Raw genomic sequence first — 12,853 nt, 5'->3', positions numbered from 1 at the left:
GCGCCGGAGGTAACCAATCGCCGTGTCCGAAATTTGTTCCGTAGTTGCGGCTCGACCCCAAGGTTAACGGCGAAAAACGCGTGCGCCAAGTGGTCGCGCCGTCAGCCAGCCCGGTTCAAGCCGCCCTTGGCTTCAATGAAGTCGACGATGCGCTCGAGCCCCTGGCTCTTCTTCAGGTTGGTCATGACGAAAGGACGCTCGCCGCGCATGCGCCTGGCGTCCGTGTCCATCTTCTCCAGGGAGGCGCCGACATGGGGGGCGAGGTCGATCTTGTTGATGACCAGAAGATCGGACCGGGTGATGCCGGGGCCGCCCTTGGAGGGGATCTTGTCCCCGGCGGCGACGTCGATCACATAAATGGTGAGGTCGGCCAGCTCCGGGGAAAAAGTGGCAGCGAGATTGTCGCCGCCGGACTCGATCAGCACGAGATCGAGCCCGGGAAATTTGGCGCGCATGTCCGCGACAGCAGCCAGATTCATCGAGGCATCTTCGCGAATCGCGGTGTGCGGACAGCCGCCGGTCTCGACACCGGCGATGCGGTCCGGCGTCAGCGAGCCCGAACGCACCAGGAATTCCGCATCCCATTTGGTGTAGATGTCGTTGGTGATCGCGGCGATGTCATAGCGCTCGCGCATGGCCTTGCAGAGCAGGTCCATCAGCTGGGTCTTGCCCGATCCGACCGGACCGCCGACGCCGACACGCAAGGGGCCGTGAGATTTCGACATGCAACTCGCTCTCTCTCGATGGGGGTTAAAGACGCCGCGCTCTCACGACCGGAACAGCCGCGTATATTGTGTCTCGTGGCGCAGGCTGGCGAGATCGGCGCGGAAGGTCGCGCTGCCAAGATCGTCCAATGTCGCGTTCAGCGCGCGATCGGCAGTCGCGGTCACGGCGGCTTCCAGCCTCACCAGCACGCGCTGGCTGTCGGTCTGGCCGAGCGGAATGAGCCGGCTGGCCGCAGAAATCCAGTTCGAGACCAGCGCATGCAGGAACGCGTGCAGCGTCGGCGCCAGCGGAACGCCGTGCTGAGCTGCGACGACGCCGACGGCGACAGGATAGACCATCGGCGTGCGGCATGCTGCAACCATGGCATCCAGCCCGTCGGCATTCCACGCGGCACGGGTGATGTCGATGAAGGCACGGCCTTGCGAGCTCGTCTCCAGCTGCCGCTCACGCGAGGGCACGAAGGCCGCGGCAAGCTCGGCGATATCGTTCAAAACGGCCTGGTCGCCCGCCTCCGCCGCGCGATAGGCGTGGACCAGAAACGTCGCGTCGCAAAAGCCGGAACCGTCACCGAGCATCGCGTCGAGCCAGTCGGCCAGCGTTGCAATATCGACGATATCGCCCGCCTCCACCGCCCATTCGATGCCGCTGGAATAGGAAAAGCCGCCGACCGGGAATGCCGGCGACAGCCAGGTCATCAGCCGATACAGCGCCGCCGCCTCGCCCTCGTCGAGGCCACCGGCGCTGATCGGCTCATTTGTGGTCATGAGCATGCTTGTGGCCGTGATGATGGTCGGGATGGTCGCAATGCTCGTCATGGTGATGATGATCGTGACCGTGGTCATGTGCGGCATGACCACGATGGTCGGGGTGATCATGGCCGTGGTGATCATGGTGATCGTGGCCATGATCATGATGGTGCCCGTGATCGTGATGCGCGTGGTCGTCGTGTCCATGCGCATGACCGGCATCTGCATAGGCGCCGCCTTCGGGATCGAACGGGGCTTCGATCTCGATCACGCGCGCGCCGAGGCCCTTCACCATGGCCTCGATGACGTGATCGCGGCGAATGCGCAAGGCTTTCGCCATGATCTGGGTCGGCAGATGGCGATTGCCGAGATGCCAGCCGACCCGAATGAGGTGATGCGGATCGCGGCCGCGGATTTCCAGCAGCGGCTCGGGCGCCGCGACCACTTCGACCAACCGGCCGTCCTCGAGCACCAGCGCGTCGCCGCCGCGCAGCGCCGTGGCGTGCTCGAGGTCGAGCAGGAATTCGAGCCCCCGCGTGCCTGTCATCGCCATGCGGCGGCGGTGCCGATCGTCGAAATCGAGCACGACCGTGTCCGCCGGCGCTTCCGTGAAGCGGTGCTGCCCCTTAACCTGCGTCGCCCGGATCATGCTCTACCTCGTTACCGTGTCTCGACCTTCTCGGGCGTGATCACCTCGATCTTCGGCGGCGCCGTGAAGCATTTCACCGCGACGCGGCCGAACGTCTTCATATGCTCCATGCCACGATGCGGCACCAGCGCCTCGGCGTTCTCCCACTGCTCGACGAACACCATCTTGGCAGGATCGGTGACGCTCTCGTGCAGATCGTAGGCGATATTGCCGGGCTCCTTCCGCGTCTCCTTGATGCAGGCGGTGGCGGCTGCAATGAATTCGGCGCGCGTTTCGGGCTTGATGGTCAGGGTGGCAACGACGTAGATCACGAGGAATCCTCCCGGCTTTTCTTCTAGGGTTCAATACCGGGCGGACATTAGACCAGGCGGGATCGAACGCAAAACGGCAAAAGCCGTCCCCGGACATCCGCCGGGGACATGCGTTGAGGCGCTATTTCAGTACATGAAATAACGCTGTGCCATGGGCAGCACCTCGGCGGGAGCACAGGTGAGCAGCTCGCCGTCGGCACGCACCTCGTAGGTCTCCGGATCGACCTCGATGTTGGGCGTGGCGTCGTTGTGGATCATGCTCTTTTTCGAGATCTTGCCGCGGGTGTTCTGGACGGCATAGAGCTTCTTTTCGATGCCGAGCCTTCGCGCCAGACCACCGGTGATCGCGGCTTTCGAGGTGAATACCACCGATGACGCCGTGCGCGCCTTGCCGAAGGCGCCGAACATCGGCTGGTAGTGCACCGGCTGCGGCGTCGGGATCGATGCGTTGGGATCGCCCATGGGAGCCGCGACGATCGTGCCGCCCTTGACGATGCAGTCCGGCTTGACGCCGAAGAAAGCCGGCGACCACAGCACGAGGTCGGCGAGCTTGCCCTTCTCCACCGAGCCGATCAGCTTCGACACGCCGTGGGCGATGGCGGGATTGATCGTGTATTTGGCGATGTAGCGCTTGACGCGAAAGTTGTCGTTGTCCTTGCCCTTGTCCTGCGGCAGGGAGCCGCGCTGCTTCTTCATCTTGTCGGCGGTCTGCCAGGTCCGGATGATGACCTCGCCGAGACGGCCCATCGCCTGCGAGTCCGAGGACATCATCGAGAGCGCGCCGAGATCGTGCAGGATGTCCTCCGCGGCGATGGTCTCCTTGCGGATGCGGCTTTCGGCAAATGCCAGGTCTTCCGCGATCGAGGGATCGAGATGGTGGCACACCATCAGCATATCGAGATGCTCGTCGATGGTGTTGCGGGTGAAGGGGCGCGTCGGGTTGGTCGAGGACGGCAGCACGTACTTCAGGCCGGCGACCTTGATGATATCGGGGGCGTGACCGCCGCCGGCGCCTTCGGTGTGGAACGCGTGGATGGTGCGGCCCTTGAACGCCTTGATGGTGTCCTCGACGAAGCCGGACTCGTTCAGCGTGTCGGTGTGGATCATCACCTGGATGTCGTGAGCGTCGGCGACCGACAGGCAATTGTCGATCGCAGCCGGCGTCGTGCCCCAGTCCTCGTGCAGCTTCAGCGCGCATGCGCCGGCCTTGATCATCTCGACCAGGGCTGCGGGCCGCGAGGCGTTACCCTTGCCGGAAATGCCGAGATTGACCGGGAAGGCGTCGAACGACTGGATCATCCGCGCGATGTGCCAGGGCCCCGGCGTGCAGGTGGTGGCGAAGGTGCCGTGCGAGGGACCGGTGCCGCCGCCCAGCATCGAGGTGACGCCCGACATCAGCGCGTGCTCGATCTGCTGCGGGCAGATGAAATGGATGTGGCTGTCGAAGCCGCCGGCCGTGAGGATCTTGCCTTCACCCGCGATCACGTCGGTCCCGGGACCAATGATGATGGTGACGCCCAGCTGGATGTCGGGATTGCCGGCCTTGCCGATGCCTGCGATCATGCCGTCCTTGATGGCGACGTCGGCCTTCACGATGCCCCAATGGTCGACGATCAGCGCATTGGTGATGACCGTGTCGGCCGCGCCCTGCTTGTTGGTCACCTGCGACTGGCCCATGCCGTCGCGGATCACCTTGCCGCCGCCGAACTTCACCTCCTCGCCATAGGTGGTGAAATCCTTCTCGACCTCGATGATGAGGTCGGTGTCGGCCAGCCGCACCCTGTCGCCGGTGGTCGGGCCGAACATGTCGGCATAGACGGAACGTTTGATTTTGACGGACATCACGAGCCCCGTTTGCGTTGGAATGTGTGGTGGGTCATAGCAGCGCCTTCGCTGCCTTCACGGCATCATCGAATCTTTCGTCGAGCCACGCATTGCCGCCGCGGCAACCCGCCACGACCTGCGTGGCCCACCCGACGTAGTCGGCGAGATCCTCGCGCTCCTCGGCACTCGGATCGGTTTGAATGCGCGCACCGATATTGCTGATCTTGTCGGCGATCTTGATCAGCTTGGCGCCGGAGGATTTCTTCGGTGCTTCGAGCACCTGAAGCCGCCGCCGCTCGGCCTTGGGCAGGCTCATGTCATCGGTGCATTCGGCGACGAGCGACGCGACCCGCTCCGAGAATTTCTGCGCAAGCTCCTTGCGCGTAGTGTCGGTGTCCTCGATCGTGTCATGCAGCCAGCCGGCAGCGACCAGCTCGGCGTCGGCACCTTCAGTCGCGGTCGCAAGCAGGTTCGCGACCTCGGCGAGATGATTGATATACGGCTCATTGCCGCGCCCCTTGCGCGCCATGCCGTTGTGGCGCTGTGCGGCGAGGTCGGCAGCTTCGGAGACGAGGCGGATGGGGGACAGCATGATCAGGCCTCCTCGACACCGTTGGACCCGTTCTCACGGTACGTCAGGGACGCATCGCTGGACGGGTTCCCTTCCCCCTTGCGGGTCTCGGCGCGAGTCATCTCGCGCCTCAGTCGTTTGGCGCGGGTTCTTTGGAACTGAGGGACCTCGTCGTGTGGCATACCCCTCTCCCCAACCCTCCCCCGCAAGGGGAGAGAGAGCCTGACCGGCGTGCTCACCTCACTGTCGATCACTGCACTCGCCTCAACCGTGCCGCGCCGCGCTCGTTCCTCCGGATGTCACAGCTTCCCCATGACGTCGCCACGGAAACCGTAGATCGTCTTCTTGCCGGCCAAGGCGACGAGTTGCACGTCGCGGGTCTGGCCGGGCTCGAAGCGGACGGCGGTGCCGGCGGCAATGTCGAGGCGCATGCCGCGGGCCTTCTTGCGGTCGAATTTCAGCGCCGGGTTGGTCTCGAAGAAATGGTAGTGCGAGCCGACCTGGATCGGGCGGTCGCCGGTATTGGCCACCGTCAGCGTGACTGTCTTGCGGCCGGCATTGAGCTCGATCTCGCCGTCCTGGATGAAGAGTTCGCCGGGAATCATGTGCTACCTCGTCTTGCTCCGCTGCGTCATGGCCGGGCTTGTCCCGGCCATCCACGTGGGGCCGCTTGGTTGAAAGTCGTCATGCCCGGGACAAGCCCGGGCATGACGATGTTGATACAGTTTCGCGCTTCAACGGATCGGCTCGTGCACGGTGACGAGCTTGGTGCCGTCAGGAAAGGTCGCCTCGACCTGGATGTCGTGGATCATCTCCGGAATGCCCGGCATCACCTGGTCGCGGGTCAAAACCTGCGCGCCGGATTGCATCAGCTCGGCCACGGTGCGGCCGTCGCGCGCGCCCTCGAGGATGAAATCGGAGATGATGGCGATCGCCTCGGGATGGTTGAGCTTAACGCCGCGATCCAGCCTGCGGCGCGCCACAATGGCCGCCATCGAGATCAGAAGCTTGTCCTTTTCGCGGGGAGACAGGTTCATGCAGAATCTCTTCCGTTCAATTCGTCAATTCAGCCAGTCAATTCAGCCACAGCCGCGGCAGGGCCGCACCGGTGCGCGCCAGCACAGCCATCATATCGGCGCGCAAACGCGCCGCATCTTGGGCACAGAACCGCGCCATTGCAACGCCATTCCAGGCCGAGATTCCAACCTCACCGGCGAAAGATTCCGACGCTTCGCGAATGCGCTCGACCAGGGCCTCGTCGCCGGGCACGATCAGGGCCGTACCGATCGCGGCGCCGCCTTTGGCAATTGCCGATCGCGCGAGCTTTGCGCCGATGTTGCCGTCGAGCCGGACCGTCTCGGCGAACACCAGCCGGCCGCCACGCCTCAGCCGCCAGCGGTCGACGAACTCGCCCTGCTCCATCCGCTCGCCCATGGCGGTGCGGCCGAACACGACGATCTCGCAGAGCAGGAGCGAGGCGGCCTCGTCGAGCGCGATGTCGAAACGGCGCTGCACCCGGGCTCGGTCGAACAGGATGGTTTCCTGCGGCAGCCAGGACAAATGCGCCTCCGCACCGACCTGCAAAGCGATGTTGAGCTGCGCCGCCGGGCCCGGTGCGCGATAGACCTTTTCGGCGGCCGCGGTGGTCAAGGTCAGGCGCGAACCTTGGCCTGCCGTGACGTCGATATCGAAATTGTCGCCGCCGGCAACGCCGCCGGCCGTGTTGACGAACACGCCGGACAGGCCCTGATCTTCCGGCGAGGGAAAGCGGACGCGGAGCGAGCCCGATTCATGCAAGGTGCCGCGCCGCGTCACGCCCTCGCGGAGTTGTACCTCGAAGCGCACGGCGCCGCGGGCGCGGTTGGCCTCGAACACAGAAGATGTCGCCAAAGCGTCGCTGCGCATCCGTCTCCCCAGCCGGTCGCGGCAGGTTGGTCTACAGCGCCATCTGGCGGCTGATCTCGCTCGCGTCGAGGTTGGCGCGGTCACAGGTGAATTTCACCGCGCCGCGATCCATCACCGCGAAACTGTCGCCGAGTTCGCAGGCAAAGTCGAGATATTGTTCGACCAGCACGATGGCGATGTTGCCGAGGTTGCGCAGGTAGGAGATGGCGCGGCCGATATCCTTGATGATCGAGGGCTGGATGCCCTCGGTCGGCTCGTCGAGCAGCAGCAGTTTTGGCCGCATCACCAGCGCACGGCCGATCGCGAGCTGCTGCTGCTGGCCGCCGGAGAGATCGCCGCCGCGCCGGCCCAGCATCGATTGCAGCACCGGAAACAGCGAGAACACGTCGTCCGGAATGTGCCTGTCCTCGCGCTTGAGCGGGCCGAAGCCGGTCTTGAGGTTCTCCTCGACCGTCAGCAGCGGGAAGATCTCGCGGCCCTGCGGCACGAAGCCGATGCCCTTGCGGGCGCGCTCGTAGGGTTTCAGAGCCGTGATGTCGCTGCCGTCAAACACGATCGCACCCGAGGAGATCGGATATTGCCCGACCATCGCGCGCAGCAGCGAGGTCTTGCCGACGCCGTTGCGCCCGAGCACGCAGGTCACCTTGCCCGGCTCGGCCGAGATGGAGACGCCGCGCAGCGCCTGCGCGGCGCCGTAGAACAGGTTGATGTCCTTGACCTCAAGCATTGCTCAGCGTCCCAGATAGACTTCGATGACCCGCTCGTTGGACGAAACCTGGTCGATGGTTCCCTCCGCCAGCACGGTGCCTTCATGCAGGCAGGTGACCTTGACGCCGAGCTCGCGCACGAACGTCATGTCGTGCTCGACGACCATCACGGTATGGGTCTTGTTGATCTCTTTCAGCAGCTCGGCGGTCAGATGCGTCTCGACGTCGGTCATCCCCGCGACGGGCTCGTCGACAAGAAGCAGCTTCGGATCCTGCGCCAGCAGCATGCCGATCTCCAGCCATTGCTTCTGGCCGTGGCTGAGGCTGCCGGCAAGGCGGTTGCGGGCCTCGGTGAGGCGGATCGTCTCCAGCACCTTGTCGATGCGCTCGGCTTCCGCCTTGCTGCCGCGCCAGAACAGCGTGGCCTTGACGCTGTGGTCGACGTTGAGCGCGAGCAGGAGATTGTCCTGCACGGTCTGGCTCTCGAACACGGTCGGCTTCTGGAATTTCCGGCCGATGCCGAGCTCGGCAATGCGCGTCTCGTCGAGCCGGGTCAGGTCGGTGACGCCGTCGAACAGCACGGTGCCCTCGTCGGGCTTGGTCTTGCCGGTGATGATGTCCATCATCGTGGTCTTGCCGGCGCCGTTCGGGCCGATGATGGCGCGCATCTCGCCGGGCTCGAGCGTCAGCGACAGATTGTTGATGGCGTGGAAGCCGTCGAACGAGACGTGCACGCCGTCGAGATAGAGCATCGCGGACGTGGCGCGGTTGTCCATGACGTTCATCGCGCTACTCCGCCATCTTGGGTTCGGTGACGCCGTCCTCGGCCGCAGCACTCACGGAGGTCGCGGCGGTGCGCTTTTCCTTGGACTGGGCCCACCAGGCGTTGAAGGTGCCGACGATGCCCTTCGGCAGCAGCAGCGTCACCAGGATGAACAACGCCCCCAGCATGAACAGCCAGTACGGCGCCAGCATCCCGGAGGTGAAGAACGTCTTGGCGTAATTGACGACGACGGCGCCGAGCGCGGCGCCGACCAGCGTGCCGCGGCCGCCGACCGCGACCCAGATCACCGCCTCGATCGAATTGCCCGGCGCGAACTCGGATGGATTGATGATGCCGACCTGCGGCACGTAGAGCGCGCCGGCGACGCCGGCCATGCAGGCCGACACCGTGAACACGAACAGCTTGTAGGATTCGACCCGGTAGCCGAGGAAGCGCGTGCGCGATTCCGCATCGCGCACCGCGATCAGCACCTTGCCGAGCTTCGACGAGACGATGGCGCGGCAGATCAGGAAGCCGGCGATCAACGCCAGGCAGCTCAAGGCAAACAAGGCGGCACGCGTCCCTTCGGCCTGCACGTTGAAGCCGAGGATGTCCTTGAAATCGGTCAGGCCGTTATTGCCGCCGAAGCCGAAATCGTTGCGGAAGAAGGCGAGCAGCAGCGCATAGGTCATCGCCTGCGTGATGATCGACAGGTACACGCCGGTGACGCGGGAGCGGAACGCGAGCCAGCCGAAGCAGAAGGCGAGCAGGCCGGGCACGACCAGCACCATCAGCGCGGCGAACCAGAACATGTCGAAGCCGTACCAGTACCACGGCAGCTTCTCCCAGTTCAGGAACACCATGAAATCGGGCAGGACCGGATTGCCGTAGACACCGCGGGTGCCGATCTGCCGCATCAGGTACATGCCCATGGCGTAGCCACCGAGCGCGAAGAACGCGCCGTGGCCGAGCGAGAGGATGCCGCAATAGCCCCAGATCAGGTCGATCGAGAGCGCCAGAATGGCGTAGCAGACATATTTGCCCCAGAGCGCGACGAGATAGGTCGGCACCTGCAGGAACGAGCCCGCGGGCAGCAGCAGGTTGGAGAGCGGGATGAGGATGCCGCAGGCCGCGACGACGGCGAGGAAGATCGTCGCGCTGCGGTCCAGCGATCGCGTCAGCATGTGAGGGGTCATGCTTCCACCGCGCGGCCCTTGAGCGCGAACAAGCCGCGCGGGCGCTTTTGAATGAACAGGATGATCAGAACCAGGATGGCGATCTTGCCGAGCACGGCGCCGGCGACCGGCTCCAGGAACTTGTTGGCGATGCCGAGCGTGAAGGCGCCGACCAGCGTGCCCCAGAGATTGCCGACCCCGCCGAACACCACGACCATGAAGCTGTCGATGATGTAGCTCTGGCCGAGATTGGGGCTGACATTGTCGATCTGCGACAGCGCCACGCCGGCGATGCCGGCGATGCCCGAACCGAGGCCGAAGGTCAGCGCATCGACGCGCGATGTCGCAATGCCCATCGAGGCCGCCATGCGGCGATTCTGCGTCACTGCGCGCATCTCGAGGCCGAGCGCCGTGTAGCGCAGCATCGCGAGCAGGATCGCGAACACGGCGAGCGTGAAGACGAGGATCCAGAGCCGGTTATAGGTGATGGTGATCTGGCCGAGCTCGAACGCGCCGCTCATCCAGGAGGGGTTGCCGACCTCGCGGTTGGTCGGGCCGAACATCGTTCGCACCGCCTGCTGCAGCACCAGCGACAGGCCCCAGGTCGCCAGCAGCGTCTCCAGCGGACGGCCGTAGAGGAAGCGGATGATGCTGCGCTCGATCAAGACGCCGATCGCGCCGGCGACGAGGAAGGCGAGCGGCACGGCGATCAACAGCGAATAGTCGAACAGGCCGGGATAGCGGGTGCGGATCACCTCCTGCACCACGAAGGTGGTGTAGGCCCCGAGCATCACCATCTCGCCATGCGCCATGTTGATCACGCCCATCACGCCGAACGTGATGGCGAGCCCGATCGCGGCGAGCAGCAACACCGAGCCGAGCGAGAGGCCGTACCAGGCGTTCTGCACCATGGACCAGACCGCCAGCGAGCTCTGGATCGAGCCGATCGCGCTCGCGGCGGCCTTGGTCACCGAGGCCGGCTGGTCGCCCATGCCGGTGAGCAGCGCCAGCGCTTCCTGGTCGCCGCGCGCCTTCAGCGTGGTCACGGCCTCGAGCTTCTCGACCTCGGTCGCATCGGACTTGAACAGCAGGATGGCCGCGCGAGCCTCGCCGAGGGCCGTCTTGACGGCTCTGTTGCTTTCCTTGGCGAGCGCGGCATCGACCGCATCGAGCGCCGTCTCCTCATGCGACTTGAAGACCGATTGCGCAGCCTGCAGGCGCGTTCCGACATCCGGCGACTGCAGCGTCAGGCCGCCGAGCGCGGCATCGACGCTGCGGCGCAGACGGTTGTTGAGGCGCACCGCGCTCGCACTATCGGGAACGCTGGCCACCGCCTCGCCGGTCGCGGCATCGATCGACTTGCCGTCGGTGCCGGTGACGTAAACCTTCTTGCTGTCCGGATCGGCCATCAACCGGCCGTCCTGGAGCGCGCTGATGATGGGAAAGGCCAGCTTGTTGCCGCTGCTCGCAACTGCGCCGATCGCCTCTTCGGTGTCGGAGAAATCGTCATTGGCGAATTTGGCGACTCCGTCCTCGAACGGACCGGCGAAGGCCGGCAGCGCAAACGCAATCAGCAACAATGAGAGCGCAAGCGAGCAGAGGCGCGCGGACAAATAGGCTGGCACTGTGAATGACCCCGGCACAAATGGGTGGAGAAGGCGGCGGGATCGCCGCCTTCTCCGATCGTGCAATGCAGTGTCAGATCGGGATCAGGAGCCCGAGCCGAGGCACTTGTTGGTCTTGGTGTTGAAATTGCCGCACTTCTTGCCGACCCAGTCGCCGATCAGGTCCTTGGAGCCGTCGAGCTCCTTCGACCAGGCATCGCCCGCGACGAGGCTCGGCGTCTTCCAGACCACGTCGAACTGGCCGTTGCCCTTGATCTCGCCGATGAACACCGGCTTGGTGATATGGTGGTTCGGGAGCATCTTGGAGGTGCCGCCGGTCAGGTTCTTGGCTTCGATGCCTGGGAGAGCGTCGATCACCTTGTCGGGATCGGTCGACTTCGCCTTCTCGACCGCCTTGACCCACATGTCGAAGCCGATCACGTGCGCTTCCATCGGATCGTTGGTCACGCGCTTCGGATTCTTGGTGTAGGCCTGCCACGCCTTGATGAACTTCTCGTTCTCCGGCGACTTGATCGACTGGAAGTAATTCCAGGCGGCGAGATGACCGACCAGCGGCTTGGTGTCGATGCCGGCGAGCTCTTCCTCACCCACCGAGAACGCCACCACCGGGATGTCCTTGGCCTTGATTCCCTGGTTGCCGAGCTCCTTGTAGAAGGGAACGTTGGCGTCGCCGTTGATGGTCGAGACCACCGCAGTCTTCTTGCCGGCCGAGCCGAACTTCTTGATGTCGGCCACGATCGTCTGCCAGTCGGAGTGACCGAACGGCGTATAGTTGATCATGATGTCTTCCTGGGCGACACCCTTCGACTTCAGATAGGCTTCCAGGATCTTGTTGGTGGTACGCGGATAGACGTAGTCGGTGCCCGCGAGCACCCAGCGCTTCACCTTCTCTTCCTTCATGAGGTAGTCGACGGCGGGAATCGCCTGCTGGTTCGGCGCGGCCCCCGTGTAGAACACGTTGCGCTCGCTCTCCTCACCCTCGTATTGCACGGGGTAGAACAGGATGCTGTTGAGCTCCTTGAACACCGGAAGCACCGACTTGCGCGACACCGAGGTCCAGCAGCCGAACACGACCGAGACCTTGTCCTTGGTGATCAGCTCGCGCGCCTTTTCGGCGAACAGCGGCCAGTTCGACGCGGGGTCGACGACGACGGCTTCGAGCTTCTTGCCGAGAACGCCGCCCTTCTTGTTCTGCTCGTCGATCAGGAAGAGGATGGTGTCCTTCAGCGTGGTTTCGCTGATGGCCATGGTGCCGGACAGAGAGTGCAGCACGCCGACCTTGATGGTGTCGTCCGCGGCCTTCGCGCCAGTCAATGAAGCCAGACCGAGCACCAGTCCGGCGGTCGCGGCGAGCACGCCGCGGCGGCTAAATGACGCCGCTATATCGTGAGTTGATTTGTTAAGCATGAGTGTCTCATCTCCCTGACGCAGACGTGAAAAACGCTGCGAAACGGCCCCACGGCCGCCTGCGATTAACGGATTCGCAAGAACCATGCCATGGGCTGAACACCAATCAACTTATTGATTCTACTAAAATAATTGCCTGAAAACCAAGTCTCGCAACGAAGCGATCGCTCAAAACTTGAGCAACTGAAATGTATGCCAAAGCGGCAGGCTGGTTATTTTTTGAGCAAAATGTCAGCTCTGGCTAAATTTCCGGCATAACTATTTCTGCACCGCAATCGCCATTTCGCGCGAGCCTGCCTTGAAAGCGCCCCTTCGATGTTCCATATGAGCGGCCGAGACCTCTTGCGAATCAGGAGGTCGTTGCGAGCCGCGTGTTCTTAAGCCCCTCCGGGCCTCTGGCTTGCCCCATATCTCCCAAGCCATCCGACACCCTAAACACGCAGG

At 64.0% G+C, this 12,853-nt stretch carries 14 protein-coding genes; all 14 read right to left on the bottom strand.

The genetic code is table 11. From position 1 onward, the window contains the following. Positions 1–101: 101 nt before the first annotated feature. The 14 genes from ureG to urtA all read right to left on the bottom strand — a co-directional run bounded on the left by ureG (position 102) and on the right by urtA (position 12,409). Positions 102–725: an urease accessory protein UreG gene (ureG, locus tag D6B98_RS26065; protein ID WP_126259745.1), complete on the bottom strand. Its 624-nt coding sequence runs from the start codon at positions 723–725 to the stop codon at positions 102–104. Positions 726–767: 42 nt separating this feature from the next. Then, the gene (locus D6B98_RS26060; protein ID WP_126259811.1) at positions 768–1,496 is read right to left on the bottom strand and encodes an urease accessory protein UreF; all 729 of its coding nucleotides are present in this window, start codon (positions 1,494–1,496) and stop codon (positions 768–770) included. Continuing rightward, positions 1,477–2,121: an urease accessory protein UreE gene (locus tag D6B98_RS26055; protein WP_126259744.1), complete on the bottom strand. Its 645-nt coding sequence runs from the start codon at positions 2,119–2,121 to the stop codon at positions 1,477–1,479. The genes D6B98_RS26060 and D6B98_RS26055 overlap by 20 nt, the downstream gene beginning before the upstream one ends. 11 nt (positions 2,122–2,132) lie before the next feature. Next, entirely contained in the window at positions 2,133–2,432 is a 300-nt protein-coding gene (locus tag D6B98_RS26050; protein WP_018318764.1) for a putative quinol monooxygenase, read from the bottom strand. 126 nt (positions 2,433–2,558) lie between these two features. Next, a complete protein-coding gene (gene ureC, locus D6B98_RS26045) occupies positions 2,559–4,274 on the bottom strand; it encodes an urease subunit alpha (protein WP_126259743.1) in 1,716 nt (571 codons plus the stop codon). A 34-nt stretch (positions 4,275–4,308) separates the two neighbouring features. Continuing rightward, a complete protein-coding gene (locus D6B98_RS26040) occupies positions 4,309–4,848 on the bottom strand; it encodes an HD domain-containing protein (protein ID WP_126259742.1) in 540 nt (179 codons plus the stop codon). A gap of 278 nt (positions 4,849–5,126) precedes the next feature. Continuing rightward, positions 5,127–5,432: an urease subunit beta gene (locus tag D6B98_RS26030; protein ID WP_025576653.1), complete on the bottom strand. Its 306-nt coding sequence runs from the start codon at positions 5,430–5,432 to the stop codon at positions 5,127–5,129. A 129-nt stretch (positions 5,433–5,561) separates the two neighbouring features. Continuing rightward, entirely contained in the window at positions 5,562–5,864 is a 303-nt protein-coding gene (locus D6B98_RS26025) for an urease subunit gamma (protein WP_007605424.1), read from the bottom strand. Between the two features lie 37 nt (positions 5,865–5,901). After that, positions 5,902–6,732 carry an urease accessory protein UreD gene (locus D6B98_RS26020; protein WP_126259741.1) on the bottom strand — a complete coding sequence of 277 codons (831 nt, stop codon included), beginning with the start codon at positions 6,730–6,732 and terminating at the stop codon, positions 5,902–5,904. Positions 6,733–6,763: 31 nt separating this feature from the next. Continuing rightward, a complete protein-coding gene (urtE, locus tag D6B98_RS26015) occupies positions 6,764–7,459 on the bottom strand; it encodes an urea ABC transporter ATP-binding subunit UrtE (protein WP_126259740.1) in 696 nt (231 codons plus the stop codon). 3 nt (positions 7,460–7,462) lie between these two features. Further along, the gene (gene urtD, locus D6B98_RS26010; protein WP_126259739.1) at positions 7,463–8,224 is read right to left on the bottom strand and encodes an urea ABC transporter ATP-binding protein UrtD; all 762 of its coding nucleotides are present in this window, start codon (positions 8,222–8,224) and stop codon (positions 7,463–7,465) included. Positions 8,225–8,228: 4 nt separating this feature from the next. Continuing rightward, entirely contained in the window at positions 8,229–9,398 is a 1,170-nt protein-coding gene (urtC, locus tag D6B98_RS26005; RefSeq protein WP_126259738.1) for an urea ABC transporter permease subunit UrtC, read from the bottom strand. Beyond that, on the bottom strand, positions 9,395–11,002 hold the full coding sequence (urtB, locus tag D6B98_RS26000) for an urea ABC transporter permease subunit UrtB (protein WP_126259737.1): 1,608 nt from the start codon (positions 11,000–11,002) through the stop codon (positions 9,395–9,397). The genes urtC and urtB overlap by 4 nt, the downstream gene beginning before the upstream one ends. 84 nt (positions 11,003–11,086) lie before the next feature. Further along, on the bottom strand, positions 11,087–12,409 hold the full coding sequence (gene urtA, locus D6B98_RS25995; protein WP_126259736.1) for an urea ABC transporter substrate-binding protein: 1,323 nt from the start codon (positions 12,407–12,409) through the stop codon (positions 11,087–11,089). Positions 12,410–12,853: the final 444 nt, after the last annotated feature.

Origin of the sequence: Bradyrhizobium sp. LVM 105 (genome assembly GCF_003957705.1) — a bacterium.
GTDB lineage: Bacteria > Pseudomonadota > Alphaproteobacteria > Rhizobiales > Xanthobacteraceae > Bradyrhizobium > Bradyrhizobium frederickii.
Note: the sequence above shows the minus strand (reverse complement) of the source record. Positions and strands in the feature narration are given on the sequence as shown.